We start from the raw sequence: 17,190 nt of genomic DNA on the forward strand, positions 1-17,190 counted from the left end.
GACGGACGAGAGGCCGGCCCGATAACGAAAACCCGGCCCCCGCCCCCGTCGGACTACGCTCCCGTCGTCGAACCCGGCCGGACGATCATCAGGATCGTCACGGTCGCCCACAGCAGGTTGAAAACCCCCGTGAACATGGCGAGTTGAACCGTCGCCTTTCGCAGGTCCGCGGCCGTGCCGGTGGCCGCGACCGTCTCCGTGGAGGCGCCCGTGGCGGTGCCTGGGGCGGGGTCCGTCCCCGTGGCCGTGCCATGGCGGATGTCCGTGCCGATCCCCCCGCTCTCGCCCTCGACCCCGCCGGCGCTCTCGCCCTCGACGAGCACCTCCTGTCGGGGCAGTACGAGGACCAGCAGTACCCCGGCCGCCAGCACGGTCAACACGATCGACGCGATCAGCCACGGGTCGCCCATCACGCCCATCGCGCCCGCCGTGGCGAACCCGAAGAGGGGGACGGCGAGACCGACCGCCGCGTACACCCGGCAGATGCGGTGCAGCAGCCGTACGGTCTCGCTCGCCCGGGCGTCGTCGGGCGCGGCCAGGGCGCGTCGCGCGGCGGGCGGGAACATGCTGGCGGCGACGGTGACGGGCCCGATCGCGACGATCGCGGCGAGGACGTGCACGGCGAGGAGAAACTTGGTCACGCCCCGACGCTAGGCGGCGCCGGCGGCTCGCAGAAGCGGCGGAAATGCCAGAGGCCGACGGATTCCCGCCACCACACTCCCTCCGGTCCCCGCCCGCGCCCCACCTGTTACCCGCCCGCACTCCACCCCGTCGTCCAGAGAGGGCCCGGTTCAGCGACCGCCGATGGCCAGGGGGCCGTGGTGGCCGTAATCCGTCGTATGCCTACGCTCTTGCCATGCACACCGTCGCCGTACTGGCCCTGGACGGGGTCGTCCCGTTCGATCTGTCCGCCCCGATCGACGCCTTCGGCTGGCCGCGGCTGCCCGACGGACGCCCGGCCTACCGGGTCAGGGTCTGCTCGCCGTCCGCGTCCGGAGAGGTGGGCGCGGGGGCGTTCACCGTACGGGCGCCGCACGGGCTGGAGGCGCTCGCCGAGGCGGACACGATCATCCTGCCCGGGGTGGCGAACCCGCAGGAGGAGTTGCCGATCGACGTCGCGGAGGCCCTGCGGGACGCGGCGGCGGGCGGCACCCGGATCGCCTCGGTCTGCGTCGGCGCGTTCCTGTTCGCCGCGACGGGCCTGCTGGACGGACTGCGGGCGACGACCCACTGGATCGCGGCGCGCGAACTGGCCGAGCGCTACCCGAAGGTGACCGTCGACCCGAACGTCCTCTACGTCGACAACGGCCAGTTCCTCACCTCCGCGGGCGCCGCCGCGGCCCTCGACATGTGCCTGCACATGATCCGCGCCGACTACGGCTCGGCGGTCGCCGCCCAGGCGGCCCGGATGTCGGTCATGCCGCTCGAACGGGAGGGCGGTCAGGCTCAGTTCATCGTCCACGATCTGCCGCCCGCGCCCGCCGGGGCGACCCTGGAGCCGGTGCTGGCCTGGCTGGAGGACAACTGCGGCCGTGAGGTGACCCTGGAGCAGATCGCCGGACGGGCCGGCATGAGCACCCGCACCCTCAACCGCCGCTTCCGCGAACAGACCGGCACGACGCCGCTGCGCTGGCTGCACCGGGCGCGGGTGCGGCGCGCGCAGTACCTGCTGGAGTCGACGGCGTACCCGGTGGAACGCATCGCCACCCAGGCGGGTTTCGGTTCCCCGACGGCCTTCCGTGAATGCTTTCGCAAGGTGGTCGGCACCAGCCCCCAGGGCTATCGGCGGGCCTTCCGGTCGGGGGAGGGGCCGGGGCCGGGAGCCGAGCCACGGAAAGCGAAGATCGTATAAGGTGACGCGCCGTGGCACGCGCAAACGCGTGAACCGTGGACCGTACTCGGGGGAGACCTACACGTGAGCACCGGCGGCCCGGGCCGCTCCGGCGCGCTGCGCGTCCTGCCCAACCCGTTCGCCGTCGCCTCGGCACTGGCCGAACCGTCCCGCGCCGACCGGGTGGACGACCCCACGGTGCGCGTCCTGGCCTGGGCCCGGACGGCGGTGGGGCTGGTCGCGACGGTCTGGCTGCTGATGGCGTACCCGCTGCGGGAGGGCGGTGAAAAGTTCGTCATGGACAAGCTGGAGGACCTGCTGATCGGCTGCGGGATCACCTTCGGCACGGCCTTCGTCGCCGTGACGGCGTTCATCGCCACGGCCCGCTCACCGCTCGGCCGGGTGTACGCGCGTCGGCTGCCGGGCCCGCTGCTGACCGTGTCCGCGATCGCGCTCGGTGCCGCGGTGTGCTGGTTCCTGGTCCGTCTGCTGAAGGGCGAGATCATCACGCTGGCCGACTTCGACTACCACGGCATTCTCTTCAGCATCCTGCTGATGGTGGTGTTCTTCCTCGGCACACTGGCCTGCGCCGCCGCGCTGCTCCTCGCGATCCCCGTGACCGTGCTGGCGCTGGTGTACGCCTTCAACTCCTGCTTCCGCCTCGGCGACGTCCACGACCTGCTGCCGGCGCTGATCTCCCCGCTGCTGGTCTGGTCGCTCTTCGGCCTGGGCCTCTTGGACGACCCCGAGGTGGCCGCCCCACCCCTCGTCCTCTACGGCTTCCTGGTGGGTGGCCCGCTCTCGGTCACGCTGCTGTCCGTGTGGGAGGTACGGCGCCTGCGCCGACGGCACGGGGTGACGCTGCGGTCGGCACTGGGCCGCTAGGCTCCCCGGCCCCGCGAACCTGTTCGCCCGGGCCCGCGTGAACCGGGCTCGTTCCGCCCCCGGGTGAACCCGGCTCGTCGGCGACGGTTGCTCAGTCCCGCCGGTCGGTGGCCTTCGTTGCTGAGCCGCGCCGACCGGCGTTCCTGCCTCAGTCGCGCCGGTCGGCGACCGCCCACGACAGGAGTGCGACCGCGCCGGCCATGCCGAACACCGACGGCCAGGCGCCCACCTTCTTCGCCAGCGGATGCGACCCCGCGAACGCGGCGACGTACGCGACGGTCAGCGCTCCTGCCGCCTTCCCGCCCGCCTGCTCTCGCCACTGCCGCGCCGCGGCGGCTCCCGCGACGGCGAGGACGGCCCCGCCCAGCGGCCTTTTCCTGGTCCACCGCGCCACGCCGTACCCGCCGACCAGCCCGCCCGCGGCGATCACCGCACCGGGAACCTTCGCCATGTCCGCCTGCCTTCTCATCGGTCGGCATCGATCGCCCCGAGGCTAACCCGACGCCTCACCGATCCCGCGAACCTGAGTCGAGGCTTGTCAACTTTCCTCGTGTGAGCTATATAAGAAGGCGTGAGGCATCGCATCCAATGTCCCTGGAAGGAGTGACCAGTGATGCTCATGCGAACCGACCCGTTCCGTGAATTCGACCGACTCGCCCAGCAGCTTCTCGGCCCCGGTACGGGCACAGGCACCGACCACCACCCCGCGGCGATGGCGATGGACGCCTACCGCTCGGGTGACGAATTCCTCGTCCACTTCGACCTCCCCGGCATCGACCCGGAGACGATCGAACTGGACGTCGAACGCAACGTCCTCAACGTGCGCGCCGAGCGCCGTTCCCCCGCCCCCGAGGGAGCCGAACTGATCGTCGCCGAGCGCTCGACCGGCACGTTCACCCGCCAGCTCTTCCTGGGCGAGACCCTCGACACGGAACGCATCGACGCGTCCTACGAGGCCGGCGTCCTGACCCTGCGCATCCCGGTGGCCGAGCAGGCCAAGCCCCGCCGCATCCGGATCACGGGCGGTGCCCGGGGCGACCGGAAGCAGCTGAGCGGATGACGACGACGGCGATGACGACGACGGCCCTGACGACGACGTGGGCGACCTGACGTGACGTGACGAGTGTCCGAACGGGCTCGGGAGAGCGCCGGTGCAGCGGCCGCAACCCGCCGCTCTCCCGAGCCCGACCCTCCAGGCCCGCCCCCGAGCCCGACCCGTGAGGTCACCGACGCGTGAGGGCGTGCCCCCGGGGTCCGGCGTTACCGGCTAACTCCGGCCGGCCCGGCGCCGCTCGTCCGGTTCCTGCCCGCGCCGGTCCACGACGGCCCGCTCCAGCACCGCACTCGTGTCGTAGACCGTCCCCGCCTCGGCCCGCCCGGTGTCCCGGCTGAAGACGGTGCGTACGCCGAGGTAGTCGAGGGTGTCCGGATCGAAGATCCACTCGGTGCGGGTGCCGTGCCGGGTGTCCTCCCGGGCGATGGCGATGCCGTGCCGCCCGACGGCGTCCACCGCGTCGGCCACCTCGGTCACCCCGGGGATCCGGGCGGTGGCCTTGTAGAACGCGGCAGCGGTCGCGGACGGCATGATCTGCTCGCCGACGAGATCACCGATCCGCCCGAAGACCTCCTGGTCCTCGTCCTCCCCCTGTTCGACGGTGGTGTCGGCGTAGAGCAGCTTCAACAGGGCCCCGGGATCGGTGGGCAGGGAGGCGAGCCAGGCGTAGGTGGGCCGGTCGAACCCGGCCGGTACCGCGGCGTCCTTCGGATCCGTACCGTCCGGCACGCCGACCTCGATCGGCCAGTCCTGCCCGTACTCGCGGATCAACCCGACATCGGTCACGGGCCCCTGCCGCTGCGAGAACCACACCTGCCGCTCGTGCATCTTCCCCGGTTCGACGGGCCCGTCGAAGGCCCCCTCGTTCCCGGCACCCTTGCTGCGTACGTAGACGAACTGGCCGTCGTCCACGGGCTCGACGTCCGTCCGCAGGGCGACGGCGGCGATGCGGTCGAGGGTCACGACGGCGCCCCGGCTCCCACCCGCCGTACCGCTCGCCCCGGGCCGGGCCGCCGTACCCCCGTCGTCCCGCCCCGCACCGATCCCGACGGTGAGCCCGGCGGCCAACGCGACGGCGACGGCGACGGATGCGGCGACGAGAGCGGGCCGCGCCGGCCGCAGGCGGGGCCGGAGCCGGACCGGCGGAACGCCGCTGTTTCTCTCCTGAGCGCGGTGATCACGGTGGTCGTGGTGATCGCGGTCGATGAGCTGCATCAGAACGTCCTTGTGATGGGAGCGACGCCCGGGGGACAGCACCTGCTCGCCGGGGCCGGTCGGCAACAGCCGTTCCAGTTCCGCGAGTTCCGCGCGCTCCTCCTGCTTGGACCCGGCGGGAGTGGCGTTCATCGGGCTTCCTCCTGAATGGGCAGGACCGCGAACGCGGCCTCACTCTCTACCTCTCCGCGACGGGAGCGGGGTTCCGTACGCCGTTCCGTACGCCGTTCCTCGCGCCCCGACTGCCGCGTCTCCCGCTCGACGATCTCCCGAAGGCGGGCCCGCGCCCGGGACAAGCGTGACCGGACGGTGCCCACCGGAACCCCGAGCGCCTCGGCGGCCTGCGTGTAGTCGAGCCCGCCCCACACGCACAGGGCGATGACCTCCCGCTCGTGCCGCCGCAACCGCCCGAGCACCCGTCGCACCTCGGCGAGCCGGCGGGAATCGTCGATCCGCCCCACCACCTCCTCGGCGAAATCGCCGACGGCTTCGTCGGCCCCCGTGCCCGACCCGGCCCCCGCCTCCGCCCGCCGGGCGAGAAAGGCGAGCCGCCGTCGCAGGCTCCGGTCGGCGTTACGTGCCTTGTTCGTCGCGATCCCGAACAACCAGGGTCGCAACGACCCACCCTCGACGGCCACTTCACCCCGCCCCCGCCAAGCGGCGAGAAACGTCTCCGACATGACCTCCTCGGCGACGGACCAGTCCCCGGTCAGCCGGAGGGCATGGTTGTACACGGCCGTCGCGTACAACTCGTAGAGCTCGGCGAACGCCGCCCGCTCCCCGCCCCGCACCCGCCCGCGCAACCGATCGTGGTCCCGGTCGTCGCCGCGGCCGCGGTCGTGTTCACGGCCGTCGCCATCGCCATCGCCATCGCCGTCGGCCTCTGCGCTCTCTCTGTTGGACCTCACACCTCTACCTCTCCGGGCCACACGGAGAGTTCCCGTGGCATGGCTCACACCGGCACCGCACCGCACGGGACCGGCCGCCGCGCTCATCGGCACGAGGCGAGGCGGTACGGCCCCCGATCGGCGGGCCCTTCACTGCTGCGGATGGGCCAGCCGGCCGAGCAGTGCCAAGGCGTCGTCGAGGGGCACCGGCTCGAAGAACCGTGCGTCCGCGCGCTCGACCGCGGCCATCGCGCGCGGGGCCAGTTCGGCGCCGGCCTCGGTGACGCGAAGCCGCTTGGCGCGCGTGTCGGCCGGGTCCACTTCCCGCTCGACGAGTCCCTTGCCCTCCAGAGCGCGCAGCACCTGGGAGGTCATCTTGACGTCCGTGCCGGCCTGGCGGGCGAGGGTCAGCTGGTTGGGCCGCTCACCCTGGCCGTTGAGCCACCAGGCGCAGGCGAGCAGCACGAACTGCACGTGGGTGAGACCGAGGGGGGCCAGGGTCGCCGCGATGTCGCGCTGCCAGCGAAGTGTGGCGTGCCACAGGAGGAATCCTGGACTCTCGCCGGGGCTGAGGGACATCAGCGCCGAGCCAGCTCGACCAGCGAGGCCATGGTGTCGGGCCAGTCGGCGGTGATGCCGGGACCGATCTGGGGCCCGACTTCCTCGGCACCCTTGCCGGTGATCTCCATCCGGTACACCACCCGGTTCCGGTGGTGATCGATCCGGTCGACCCGGTGCGTGGTCCGCAGCAGCAGGTCGCCGAAGACGGCCTCGTCGACGAACAGTTCGCCTTCGACGGCCTCGGCGATCCGCAGCAGGATCGGGTCGTCCCCGGGCGGCGTCATCGTGATCCGACTCCCTGCCGCGAACGGGCCACTGATCTCGATCTTCTCGATCTCGGCGTTCCAGGCCCCCCAGTTCTCGACGTCGGCCCAGAGCCGCCAGATCGCCTCAGGCGTGGCACTGGTCTCGATGCTGTGCTCGTACTCCCACATGCGGGGCCTCCTCGACCAGATGATGTGTCCATAGACTATCTGCGCGCAGACTATCTGTCGAGGGGGCGCGCGGGGCCTGACGCAAGATTTGCCGGGTCCACCTGGCCTACCGGGTCTACCGGGCTTGGGGGGCCGCTTGGGCCACCCGGGCCACCCGGGCCGCTTGGGCCACCCGGACCACCCGGGCCGCTTGGGCCGCTTGGGTCTCCTAGGCCACCCTGGCCGCTTGGGCCCCTTCCTCCTACCAGGGAAGCGGTCCGGCAGCGTCGAGGAACTGGCCGGTCGGCCCATCGGTGCCCACCCGGGCCATCCGGACGATGATCTCGGCGCCCTCCTCGACGGTCTGGACGCCGATGTTCCCGTTCAGGTCGGTCCTGGTGAAACCGGGCTCCACCGCGTTGATCCGCATGTCCGGGAACGCCTTCGCGAACTGCAAGGTGATCATGTTGACCGCCGTCTTCGAGGCCGGGTAGGCGACGCCCGGATAGGCGTACGCCGGGGTCTCCGCGTCCGCGACGCGGCTCAGCGAGGCCAGACCGCTGCTGACGTTGACGATCACGGGCGCGGAGGAGCGGCGCAGCAGCGGCAGGAACGCGTGGGTGACCCGCACGGTGCCGAGGACGTTCGTCTCGAACACCTCGCGCACGTGGTCGGCGGTCACCTCGGCTGCCCCGATCACGCTGTTGCCGGCGCCCCGGCTCTCGATACCCGCGTTGTTGATCAGCACGTCCAGCCCGCCGTCGGCTTCGACCGCCTTGACCGCGGCCTCGACGGAGACGTCGTCGGTGACGTCGAGCCGGACCCACCGCGCGCCCAGCCGCTCGGCGGCCCGCCGTCCCCGCTCGGCGTCACGGCTCCCGACGTAGACGATGTGCCCGGCGCCGACGAGCCGCCGAGCGGTCTCGAACCCGAGCCCTTTGTTGGCCCCGGTGATGAGCGTCGTGGTCGTGCTGGTGGTCGTACTCGTACTCGTGGTCGTTCCGGAGTCGGTTGTCATGCCTCCAGGCTGCGGCGGGTGGCGGTCGGCAGCCAGGAGCCCCGTCTTCCTGGGATCACCGGTACCAGGAAGACGGGGGCCGAGCGGTGCACAGTGGGGACATGGCGAGCATGGCGAGCACGGCGGGCGACGGGGGCACCGACTTCGGACGCACGGTACGACGGTGGCGCGACCGGGTCTCTCCGGAGGCGGCGGGACTGCCGTCGGGCGGCCACCGGCGCGCCCCCGGGCTGCGCCGGGAGGAGTTGGCGATGCTGGCGGGCATCTCGGTCGACTACGTCACCCGCCTGGAACAGGGCCGGGCCGAGCACCCGTCGGAGCAGGTCGTCGAGGCCCTCGGGCGGGCGCTGCGCGTCTCCCCGGCCGAGCGCGAGCACCTGTTCCACTCGGCCGGCCTGGTACCGCCCGGCCGGGGCACGGTCCCGGCGTACATCGCACCGAGCGTCCACCGGATGCTGGACCGCCTGACGGGCACTCCGGTAGCCGTCTCGGACGCGTCCTGGACGCTCCTCCTCACCAACCCGCTCTACACGGCGCTCATGGGCGAACGCCACGGCCGCGAGCGCAACGGCGCCTGGCGCGCGTTCCTCGGAACCGGCGACCGCGTCCGCCACACCCCGGAGTCCCGCCGGGCCCTGGAGGCCGCGGTGGCCGCCGACCTGCGCACAGCGGCGAACCGCTACCCGGCGGACCGGCGCCTACGGGACCTCGTCGCGGACCTCCGCACCCACAGCACCCGCTTCGCCGAACTCTGGAACTCCGGTGCCGTGGGCCACCACGAGGCCTCCCGCAAGACGATCGACCACCCCCAGGTAGGCACCCTCACCCTGGACTGCGACGTCCTCACCGTCGCCGGCAGCGACCTCCGCATCATGATCTACACAGCCGAACCGGACACGCAGGACGCACAACGCCTGGAACTCCTGGCGGTGTTGGGTCCACAGCCGCTCGCGGAGGAGGGCCGGTCGGCCCCGCCCCCGGACCGGGAGACCCCCACCTTCCGGACGGGTCGCGCACGCTCGAATCACTGACCGTCACGACTCCGCTGACGACGGGACGACGGGACGACGGCCTGAGGGAATCCCAACGCGTCCAGCAGCGCGTCGAAGAGGTCCTCGACGAACGTCTCATGGGAGCGCAGCAGCTCCTCGACCCGACTCTGTTCGGTTGCCCGCGGCGCTGTCACCGCTGTCGACTACGGTCATGTCCCCATCGCATGATGGGGAGGCTCTGGATCCGTACGCGAGCGGGTGTGCACCGAAAAGGCAGGTCATGGTCAGCGAGTGGCAGTTCGAGGTTCCCACGGCCGGCAGCAAGCTGTTGCCTCCCGATGGGCGCTACATGGAGGCGCTCAGCAGTCAGGGGTACGGCTTCGAAGTCGCCATCGCCGACCTGGTGGACAATTCCATCGACGCCGGAGCCGAGAATGTGCTCATCCATTTTTTGCGCGATGGAGAGCAACTGGTCAGCCTGGTCGTCGTCGACGACGGCAAGGGCATGGGTGAGGAAGATCTCGATGTAGCCATGACGGTCGGAGGCCGCCGCGGTTACGACGAGAAGTCCCTCGGCATGTTCGGCACCGGTCTGAAGTCCGCGTCGCTGAGCCATGCCAACTCCCTCACCGTGGTGAGTCGGACCAAGCGGACCCGCCCGGTCGGTAGGCGTTGGCTTATGGAGCGCGCGAAACACGGATTCGAGTGCGACATCATCGACGCGGACTACGCGCAGGACTTCGTCGATTTCTACCAGGGCTGCCCGATCTTCTTCCAGGGCACGATCGTTCGGTGGGACGGCGTCAAGGATTTCCCCAGGCATGGCGGTGGCGGTCAGACGGATCGCTATCTGCATCGGAGCGTCAACAAGCTGGGTCTGCACCTCGGGCTGTACTTGCACCGATTTCTCGCCAGGGACGACTTCCACATCACGATCTCGGTCCAGGATGTCCGTACTGGCGTCGAATACGCGAACTACGGGGTGGAGTCGCTCGATCCCTTCGCTTACCCGGTCTCCGGAGATTCCACCTATCCGAGCACCTTTACCGCCGATGTCGCCGATCTCGGCCCGGTGCGGCTCGACGCCCATGTGTGGCCTCCTCGCTCCTCGCTCGACGAGTACAAGGCGTTCGGAACGGTCCTGGATCGCGAGGGGTTCTACTTCTATCGCAACGACCGCCTCGTTCAGGCCGGAGGCTGGAACAACTTCCGACAGCCCGAACAACACCTGGCCCTGGCTCGTGTGGCCATCGACCTGCCCAACGATCCCGAGGCCACGGTTTTCCGGCTGACGGTGAAGAAGGAAGGGGTGCAGGCATCCCCGGAGTTCATCGGCTCCCTCGAAGATGCCAAGGACGACCAAGGTCGAACCTTCGCCCGGTATGTGGACGATGCGGAACGTGTCTACAGGGAGGCACGCAAGCGCGCCGGCGTGGCACGTAAGGCCGTTGTTCCACCAGGGCATGGTATCGATCCCCAGGTTCGCCAGGTGATCGAGGAGGAACTGCCGGTACTCGCGCATGCGGATCCACTGAATTTTCGCTGGCAGAAGCTGTCCAACGACAAATTCTTCGAAATCGACCAGGACGCCCACGTACTCCTGCTCAACCAGCACTACCGGGCGGCCTTGCTCGGCGGCCGCGACGGCTCGCTGAACGATGCTCCGATGGTCAAGTCGCTCATGTACCTCCTCATGAAGGACGCATTTCAGAGTGAACGCGTGGGAAGCCGCCTCAAGGACAACATCGAGTTGTGGCAATCCGTCCTCGTCGCCGCCGCCCGTGCCGAACTCGATCGGGTGGCCGACTGATGAATGTGTCTGAAGGCAACGGCGCGGATCCCTCGACCGGTGGCACCGCGGCCTCGCCGCATCAGCCGGTCGACCTGCCGTGGACCACGGTCGAGCACTACCTCGGCCGCAACCTCGGCGCGAGCTATCGGCTCTCCGCAGCCCACGGTCCGCTCGTCTCGTATGAGATCGCGGGCGGTGGGCGGGGTATCGCCTTGCATGTAGAGCTGAGCGGCCGTCACCGCCTCCCCCGCTCGCCGTTGCCCGCCGTACGCATCGATCAGATCGCTCATGCCGGGCGGCGTCTGGCACGCCTCACCACTCCGGAGCCGGAGTTCCTCCGCGACTTCCACGACCTGTTGCTGGCAGTGGCGGACCGCATCGTCGTCGATGGTCAGGACTTGGATCACGCATTCGACGAGACGGTGCACGGCTGGAGTGCCCTGCTCGGCAGGCCCCGGGGCATGTCGCCGCAGAAACGTATCGGCCTCCACGGTGAACTTGCCGTGCTCGGGAGGCTGGCGCAACTCCTCGGATGGCGTGCCGCACTCGATTCATGGGTCGGGCCGGTGGGTGAGCAACATGACTTCGCGCTCGGCAATGCCGACCTCGAGGTCAAGACGACCGCCTCCGAACTCAGACGACACACCGTCCACGGCCTCGGTCAGCTGTCGGAAACTCCTGGGCGTCCCTTGTGGTTCGCTTCGCTGCGTCTCACCCGAGGCGGTGCAGGAGGCCGCAGTCTGGGGGAGTCGATCAAGGCCACGCGCGACGCCGCCGCTGCCGAGAACATCGCTCAGGGGCGGCGCGTGGATCGGCTCCTCGCGGCTGCGGGCTGGGATCCGGAACAGCCCGAGGACGAACGCTGGACGCCCCGCGACAGCCCCTTGTTGCTGCGAGCCTCCGACATGCCACGCCTCAGGTCGGAAGACCTGCCAGACGGCTCGGTCGGACGTATCGATGACGTCACTTACGTCGTCGACGTCACCGGGCTGTCGCCGGCCGAGGAATCCCCGATCATGGATCTGTCCGACCTCGAGCTTCCCTGACCCGGCCCGCACGTCCTTCGTCCACAGTTCGGCACCCTGAGGAAGACCATGACCAGCAGTTCCACTGACGAGCTACTCCTGCAGTTGCACAACGCCGCCCTCTCGGACATGCAGACCAGCCGTCCCAAGAACCTGACGAGAGCGCTGGCTTATCAAGCGGAGGAACTGGCGCCGGAAGCGGCGATGTCGGCCACCGAAGGTGCCTTGAGGGAGGCACTGGAGAGGGCGCTTCCGACGGACCGGTTGGTCGAGATGTGGCGCAAGAAACTCACGGACTGGGACTTCGCGCCGACTCCTTCCTGGTCGGATAGTGCCGAGCGGACCGAGGCGCGACGTGGGCATGTCTACGACCTCCTCGGCCTCTCCGAGGAATCCCGCAAGCTGCTGGACAACCTCATTCCGGTGTCCAAGGTCGAGGCTCCGGTCGTCATCACGGATGAGTTCACGCCGTGGTACACCCCGGAGTCACAGCATGGCCGTCCCTGGTATTGGCCGTCGTACCGCTCCCATCTGGAGGGCAAGGGGTGGACTCCGGAGGCCGTAGCCGGCCTCGATGTGGCGACAGATGCGGTCGTCGAGCGCCTCGCGGATCCGACCCAAACGGTGACGTACCAGGCGAAGGGGCTGGTCGTCGGCTACGTACAGTCGGGGAAGACCGCCAATTTCACCGGCGTGATCGCCAAGGCCGTCGACGCGGGCTACCGACTGGTCATCGTCCTCGGCGGCACCCTCAACATGCTCCGCGCGCAGACCCAGCGTCGCCTCGACATGGAACTAGTCGGTCGCGAGAACATCCTCAGGGGAGCGAGCGAGTACGAATCCGACTACGCTTCCGACCCGGCATGGGCCCAGGGCAAGTTCGTGACCTTCGGAGCCTTGCCGTCGTCGCTCGGCGCGTTCGACATCGTGCGTCTCACCACCTTCGACGACGACTACAAGAGCTTGCTCCAAGGGATCACGGCACTCGAACAGGAAAAGCAGGAGCCCGCGCTCCCGCTTTTCGATCCGAGGAACCTGCATCGCTCGGCGGCTCGACTCATGATCGTCAAGAAGAACAAGAGCGTCCTCACCAAGCTGGTGAACGACCTCAAGAAGCTCAAGACGCCGCTCGCCGAAATCCCCGTACTGATCATCGACGACGAATCGGACGAGGCTTCCGTCAACACCGCCAACCTCGCCAAGCCCGACGCCGAGCGCCCCGCGATCAACGGGAAGATCTCGGAGTTGCTTCGGATGCTTCCCCGCGCCCAATACGTCGGCTACACCGCCACTCCGTTCGCCAACGTCTTCGTCGACCCGAGCGACGCAGAGGACATCTTCCCGAAGGACTTCATCGTCTCGCTGCCTCGCCCGCAGGGATACATGGGGGCCCGCGACTTCCACGATCTCGACTCGGTCATCCCGGACGAGGGCGCCACCGTCGCCAACTCCAACGAATTGGCTCACGTGCGCAGCATCACGTTGGACGGCGAGGAGGCGGATGACATCTGCCTGCAGCGGGCCATGGACACGTTCGTGCTCACGGGGGCCATGAAGCTGTATCGGGAAGCCGAAGGGGGGCTCGGCGACAGGTACTTCCAGCATCACACCATGCTCGTCCACGAGTCCGTTCGCACCCACGAGCAACGCGAGCTCCTGGGCAAGGTGTCCCGAATGTGGTGGAACGCGGGATACATGGGGCCGAGTGGCCATGAACGTCTGCGTGAACTGTTCGAGACCGACCTTGCCTGCGTGTCGGCGGTGCGCGCCGACGGTCACGCCGTTCCACCCTCGTACGAGGCGCTGGCCCCCTACGTCGGTCCGGCCGTCACCCGGATCGGCGGGGATGACAATCCCATCATCGTCGTCAACAGTGACAAGGACATCGAGACCGGCCAGGCGGACTTCGACAAGCGTTCCATCTGGAAGATCCTCATCGGCGGTCAGAAGTTGGCCCGCGGATTCACGGTCGAAGGGCTGACCGTCTCCTACTTCCGCCGCCGCGCGGGTAACGCCTCCACGTTGATGCAGATGGGCCGTTGGTTCGGATTCCGTGAGGGCTATCGAGATCTTGTACGTCTCTTCCTCGGCCGGGCCGAGAAGCTGGGGGCCAAGGAGATCGACCTGTACGCGGCGTTCGAGGCGATCTGTCTGGACGAGGAGAACTTCCGGGCCGAACTGAAGCAGTACGCCACGATGGTCGACGGAAAGCCCCAGGTGACGCCGGCTCAGGTACCGCCGCTGGTCTCCCAACATCTGCCGTGGCTCAAGCCGACGAGCCCCAACAAGATGTACAACGCGAAGCTCGTCGAAATCCACTCGCCCGGCCAGTGGCAGGAGCCGACCGCCTATCCGACCAAGGTCGCCGACCTTCGGTTCAACACCAACCTGTGGACTCCCGTCCTCACCGCACTGCCCGAGTCCTCCACGCCACTTGCCTACCACTTCCCCGCCGAGGGCGGGCGGGCAACCGTCACCCACAGCTTCGAAGCCCTGGTGGGGCGGCTGGCCCCGACGGACTTCCTCGACCTCGTTCGTCAAGCGCGCTGGGAGGCTCCCTCCCAATTCGCGCCCAACCTCGCCTATTTGGCACAGATCACGGCCGACTCATCCGAGATCGACGACTGGTTGGTCATCGCCCCCCAACATACGAAGCGCGGACAACGCCTGGTGTTGGGCAATGGGGAGCGCACCTTCGCCTGGTTCGGCCGAGAGCGCCGGCGTGGACCGCTCTTCGGAGCCATCAGCGAACCCAAACACCGTGGCGTGCCACTGCGCATCGCCGGTGCCCTCACCGATTCGAGCGACCCCGGCACCGAGAATCTGGTGGCCGCCCGCAGGGGCGCGGTGATCGTTTATCCCGTGGTCGAAGCCGAGCACCGACCCGACATCACCGCGGATGGCCGCCTCGCACCCGAGAAGATCGTCATGGCGTTCTCCTTCGTGGCTCCCGCCACCGCCCGCCGATCGGACGGCCGTGTCCTGCGCTTCACGACCGTTGACTCGGCCAAGGAAGGAAAGGCGATCATCGACGCCTGGTAGGTCCGGAAATTCACCGCCGTCCCGCCCGGCCGACCACTACCCTCGATGAGGGTTGATCTTGCAGGTCGTCCGGGCCGGACACCGTCTCGGCGAGCTGCGCGCCGGGACGACGGGAGACTCTCGGCAAATGATCCGGGGGAGCGGGGGATCCACCGTGGAGCAGGATCAGGGGGCCGTCGGGGCGCCGCATCGGTTCACCTCGCTGGAGATCTGCGCGGGTGCAGGCGGTCTTGCCCTCGGTCTCGAGCAGGCCGGCTTCGATCCCGTGCTGCTCCTCGACAACCGGTCGATCGCCTGTGAGACGGTGCGCACCAACCGCCCGCGATGGGATGTGCGTGAGCTCGACGTCCTCGACTTCGATCCCGTCGACCATCAACAGGTGTACGACGTCCACCTGCTTTCCGGCGGTCTGCCTCGCGTGAAGTCGCCTGCCACGGTCGCGCGCACTCGCGGAGACGATGCCGAACTATCCGTCCTGAAAGCCGCTGTCGATCTCGTCTACGGTGTTCAACCGCAGGCGGTCCTTCTCGAGAACGTGCCCGACCTGGTCAGGAAAAGCGACTACGAACCGATCCGCAAGGTCGTCGGCGAGGAACTCCGCCATCTCGGCTATCGGTTTCGGTGGCACATCCTGAACGCCAAGGACTACGGCGTGCCCCAGAGCCGAGAGGTCGGGCTGCTCGTCGCGTTCAAGGGTGACCTGATGGACCGGTTCGAGTGGCCGCGGTCGCAGGCCGGTGCACGCCGTAGCGTGGCGGAGACCTTGCTGCCGTCGATGAGGGGTCGTGGGTGGCGCGATGCCGCCAAGTGGGCTGCACAGGCCGACGTGATCGCTCCGACGATCGTCGGAGGCTCCTGGGATCGGGGTGGAGCGGATCTCGGGCCCACGGGGGCCAAGCAGAAGTGGGCTCGTGTCGGCGTCGACGGTGTGACGGTGGCCGACCAGGTCCCGGACGCCGATTTCGTGTGGGACCCGAATCTCGGGCGCGCGGGGCTCGTTCCGCTCACCGTCGAACAGGTGGCACTGTTGCAAGGCTTTCCCGTGGACTGGCGGATCGCGGGACGCAAAACGGCACGCTACCGGCAGGTGGGCAATGCCACGCCGCCTCCCCTCGCGCGGGCGTTGGGGGAGGCGATCGGATCTGTCCTGCGGAAGGCGAACGAGGACCCGATCCGAGTGACGGGGAAATGATCGCGCGGCGCATCGCCCCGGGGCGGCCGATAGACTTCCGCACCATGAGCAATGCGCCGTCCGACCAGCCACAACGTGGTCATTTCCACCTTGTTGACCTATTTGCCGGTCCTGGTGGACTGGATCTGGCGGCCGAAATCCTGAATATTCCGTCGATCGGTATCGAGTGGGATGACGACGCCGTGGCCACCAGGCTGGCCGCAGGCCTGCCGACAGAACCCGGTGACGTACGCCTCTTCGGGCCGGGTAATCCGGGATTCGAGGACTGCAATGTGCTGGCCGGGGGGCCGCCGTGTCAGACGTTCTCCATCGCGGGCAGCGGCAGCGGGCGCAAGGCGCTCGACTTGGTCACGGGCTTCATCCATCGCATGCACGCCTGGTACGAACGGGAGAAGGCGGGCAAAAGGGGTGAGACCTGGGAGGACATTCAGCAGGCGCTGGACAAGCTCGACGACGTACGCACGGGGCTGGTCCTTCAGCCTCTGCGGTGGGTCTTCGAAGCGATGCTCCGACCTCGCCACGGCAGGGAGACCCCCGAGCCTTTCGAGGTGATCGTCCTCGAACAGGTCCCCGCGGTCATCGAGGTGTGGCACGAGTACGAGAAGGTGCTGCGCGCGGTCGGCTACAAGACCTACGCGAAGGTCTTCCACACGGAGCAGTACGGCGTCCCTCAAACGCGTCGCCGCGCCGTGCTGGTGGCGCGGTACGACGAGTTTCCCAAGCACTTCCTGTCGGCAACGCACCAGCAATACCGCAAGGGCGCGGCGCCTGTGGAAGGTCTCTTCGCCGGCGGTCGCGGGGCGTGGGTCTCGATGGAGAATGCCCTCGACGACGTGTACAAGCACGTGGACGAGGCCGATCGGCGCGCCGTTCCGTTCTGCGTGGTCTCCAACTATGGAAGCGGCGGTGACCCGAAGGCGCGAGGTCGACGCGTCTCCGACCAGCCATCCGCGACCATCACCGGCAAATGGAAGCGCAACCGGATCGTCAGCGCCGACTCGCGCGAGACGGAGATGGAACGCCTGAGCAACGAGGAGGCCGGAGTCTTCCAGAGCTTCCCGTACCGCTATCCGTGGCGGGGCAACGACCAGGCCCAGCAGATCGGCAATGCCGTACCGCCGCGATTCGGCGTGCACGTCCTGAGCGCGGCACTCGCCCTTGATCCTCCGGGCGACGACGTGTGGGAGAGGCTGCTGTGTTGGCGGCCCAAGCAGGCCGAGGAGGATGACCCGGCGACCGCGGGCGCCGAAACTCCCGCCTGAGACCCGTCGCTCCCGGCTCGG

17 protein-coding genes are annotated in these 17,190 nt (G+C 68.9%); 9 read left to right on the forward strand and 8 right to left on the reverse strand.

Annotated elements, in window-relative coordinates; translation table 11 throughout:
* Positions 1 to 53: 53 nt before the first annotated feature.
* Positions 54 to 641, reverse strand: a complete 588-nt coding sequence (locus tag OG440_RS23135) for a hypothetical protein (protein ID WP_406008694.1) — start codon at positions 639 to 641, stop codon at positions 54 to 56.
* A gap of 215 nt (positions 642 to 856) precedes the next feature.
* Between OG440_RS23135 and OG440_RS23140 the strand changes: the two genes are divergently transcribed.
* Positions 857 to 1,852, forward strand: coding sequence for a GlxA family transcriptional regulator (locus OG440_RS23140; protein WP_406008695.1), 996 nt, complete (start codon positions 857 to 859; stop codon positions 1,850 to 1,852).
* A 63-nt stretch (positions 1,853 to 1,915) separates the two neighbouring features.
* Positions 1,916 to 2,716: a hypothetical protein gene (locus OG440_RS23145; protein WP_406008696.1), complete on the forward strand. Its 801-nt coding sequence runs from the start codon at positions 1,916 to 1,918 to the stop codon at positions 2,714 to 2,716.
* Between the two features lie 148 nt (positions 2,717 to 2,864).
* Here the strand turns inward: OG440_RS23145 and OG440_RS23150 are convergent, their stop codons facing one another.
* Positions 2,865 to 3,167 carry a hypothetical protein gene (locus tag OG440_RS23150; RefSeq protein WP_406008697.1) on the reverse strand — a complete coding sequence of 101 codons (303 nt, stop codon included), beginning with the start codon at positions 3,165 to 3,167 and terminating at the stop codon, positions 2,865 to 2,867.
* 162 nt (positions 3,168 to 3,329) lie between these two features.
* On the opposite strand from OG440_RS23150, the gene OG440_RS23155 reads away from it, so the two are divergent.
* Positions 3,330 to 3,776 carry an Hsp20/alpha crystallin family protein gene (locus OG440_RS23155; protein ID WP_406008698.1) on the forward strand — a complete coding sequence of 149 codons (447 nt, stop codon included), beginning with the start codon at positions 3,330 to 3,332 and terminating at the stop codon, positions 3,774 to 3,776.
* 207 nt (positions 3,777 to 3,983) lie between these two features.
* Here the strand turns inward: OG440_RS23155 and OG440_RS23160 are convergent, their stop codons facing one another.
* The 5 genes from OG440_RS23160 to OG440_RS23180 form a co-directional block, all read right to left on the reverse strand.
* Entirely contained in the window at positions 3,984 to 5,117 is a 1,134-nt protein-coding gene (locus tag OG440_RS23160) for a CU044_5270 family protein (RefSeq protein WP_406008699.1), read from the reverse strand.
* Positions 5,114 to 5,788 carry an RNA polymerase sigma factor gene (locus tag OG440_RS23165; protein WP_406011432.1) on the reverse strand — a complete coding sequence of 225 codons (675 nt, stop codon included), beginning with the start codon at positions 5,786 to 5,788 and terminating at the stop codon, positions 5,114 to 5,116. Before OG440_RS23165 ends, OG440_RS23160 begins: the two co-directional genes overlap by 4 nt.
* Before the next feature lie 234 nt (positions 5,789 to 6,022).
* A complete protein-coding gene (locus OG440_RS23170) occupies positions 6,023 to 6,451 on the reverse strand; it encodes a MarR family winged helix-turn-helix transcriptional regulator (protein WP_406008700.1) in 429 nt (142 codons plus the stop codon).
* Positions 6,451 to 6,867 carry a polyketide cyclase gene (locus OG440_RS23175; protein ID WP_406008701.1) on the reverse strand — a complete coding sequence of 139 codons (417 nt, stop codon included), beginning with the start codon at positions 6,865 to 6,867 and terminating at the stop codon, positions 6,451 to 6,453. Before OG440_RS23175 ends, OG440_RS23170 begins: the two co-directional genes overlap by 1 nt.
* 241 nt (positions 6,868 to 7,108) lie before the next feature.
* On the reverse strand, positions 7,109 to 7,864 hold the full coding sequence (locus OG440_RS23180; protein ID WP_406008702.1) for an SDR family NAD(P)-dependent oxidoreductase: 756 nt from the start codon (positions 7,862 to 7,864) through the stop codon (positions 7,109 to 7,111).
* A 101-nt stretch (positions 7,865 to 7,965) separates the two neighbouring features.
* Here OG440_RS23180 and OG440_RS23185 point away from each other — a divergent pair, with 101 nt between their 5' ends.
* Positions 7,966 to 8,895, forward strand: a complete 930-nt coding sequence (locus tag OG440_RS23185; protein ID WP_406008703.1) for a helix-turn-helix transcriptional regulator — start codon at positions 7,966 to 7,968, stop codon at positions 8,893 to 8,895.
* On the opposite strand, the gene OG440_RS23190 is transcribed toward OG440_RS23185, so the two are convergent.
* Positions 8,889 to 9,050, reverse strand: a complete 162-nt coding sequence (locus tag OG440_RS23190) for a hypothetical protein (RefSeq protein ID WP_406008704.1) — start codon at positions 9,048 to 9,050, stop codon at positions 8,889 to 8,891. The two genes, OG440_RS23185 and OG440_RS23190, sit on opposite strands and share 7 nt — an antisense overlap.
* Before the next feature lie 86 nt (positions 9,051 to 9,136).
* Here OG440_RS23190 and OG440_RS23195 point away from each other — a divergent pair, with 86 nt between their 5' ends.
* From OG440_RS23195 to OG440_RS23215, 5 genes are all read left to right on the forward strand, one after another.
* On the forward strand, positions 9,137 to 10,666 hold the full coding sequence (locus OG440_RS23195; protein ID WP_406008705.1) for an ATP-binding protein: 1,530 nt from the start codon (positions 9,137 to 9,139) through the stop codon (positions 10,664 to 10,666).
* Between the two features lie 5 nt (positions 10,667 to 10,671).
* On the forward strand, positions 10,672 to 11,694 hold the full coding sequence (locus OG440_RS23200) for a PD-(D/E)XK motif protein (RefSeq protein ID WP_406008706.1): 1,023 nt from the start codon (positions 10,672 to 10,674) through the stop codon (positions 11,692 to 11,694).
* Positions 11,695 to 11,742: 48 nt separating this feature from the next.
* Positions 11,743 to 14,715 carry a Z1 domain-containing protein gene (locus OG440_RS23205; protein ID WP_406008707.1) on the forward strand — a complete coding sequence of 991 codons (2,973 nt, stop codon included), beginning with the start codon at positions 11,743 to 11,745 and terminating at the stop codon, positions 14,713 to 14,715.
* Positions 14,716 to 14,869: 154 nt separating this feature from the next.
* Positions 14,870 to 15,907: a DNA cytosine methyltransferase gene (locus OG440_RS23210; protein WP_406008708.1), complete on the forward strand. Its 1,038-nt coding sequence runs from the start codon at positions 14,870 to 14,872 to the stop codon at positions 15,905 to 15,907.
* 44 nt (positions 15,908 to 15,951) lie between these two features.
* Positions 15,952 to 17,169 carry a DNA cytosine methyltransferase gene (locus tag OG440_RS23215; RefSeq protein ID WP_406008709.1) on the forward strand — a complete coding sequence of 406 codons (1,218 nt, stop codon included), beginning with the start codon at positions 15,952 to 15,954 and terminating at the stop codon, positions 17,167 to 17,169.
* The last annotated feature ends 21 nt before the right edge of the window (positions 17,170 to 17,190 follow it).

The organism is Streptomyces sp. NBC_00637 (genome assembly GCF_045161545.1).
Lineage (GTDB): Bacteria > Actinomycetota > Actinomycetes > Streptomycetales > Streptomycetaceae > Streptomyces.

Excerpts from the sequence above, each read along its gene's own strand:
- OG440_RS23150 (WP_406008697.1), bottom strand. The coding sequence starts at position 3,167 with ATGGCGAAGGTTCCCGGTGCGGTGATCGCCGCGGGCGGGCTGGTCGGC.
- OG440_RS23205 (WP_406008707.1), top strand. The coding sequence starts at position 11,743 with ATGACCAGCAGTTCCACTGACGAGCTACTCCTGCAGTTGCACAACGCC.
- OG440_RS23215 (WP_406008709.1), top strand. The coding sequence starts at position 15,952 with ATGAGCAATGCGCCGTCCGACCAGCCACAACGTGGTCATTTCCACCTT.
- OG440_RS23170 (WP_406008700.1), bottom strand. The coding sequence starts at position 6,451 with ATGTCCCTCAGCCCCGGCGAGAGTCCAGGATTCCTCCTGTGGCACGCC.
- OG440_RS23180 (WP_406008702.1), bottom strand. The coding sequence starts at position 7,864 with ATGACAACCGACTCCGGAACGACCACGAGTACGAGTACGACCACCAGC.
- OG440_RS23185 (WP_406008703.1), top strand. The coding sequence starts at position 7,966 with ATGGCGAGCATGGCGAGCACGGCGGGCGACGGGGGCACCGACTTCGGA.
- OG440_RS23195 (WP_406008705.1), top strand. The coding sequence starts at position 9,137 with ATGGTCAGCGAGTGGCAGTTCGAGGTTCCCACGGCCGGCAGCAAGCTG.
- OG440_RS23155 (WP_406008698.1), top strand. The coding sequence starts at position 3,330 with ATGCTCATGCGAACCGACCCGTTCCGTGAATTCGACCGACTCGCCCAG.
- OG440_RS23160 (WP_406008699.1), bottom strand. The coding sequence starts at position 5,117 with ATGAACGCCACTCCCGCCGGGTCCAAGCAGGAGGAGCGCGCGGAACTC.
- OG440_RS23140 (WP_406008695.1), top strand. The coding sequence starts at position 857 with ATGCACACCGTCGCCGTACTGGCCCTGGACGGGGTCGTCCCGTTCGAT.
- OG440_RS23175 (WP_406008701.1), bottom strand. The coding sequence starts at position 6,867 with ATGTGGGAGTACGAGCACAGCATCGAGACCAGTGCCACGCCTGAGGCG.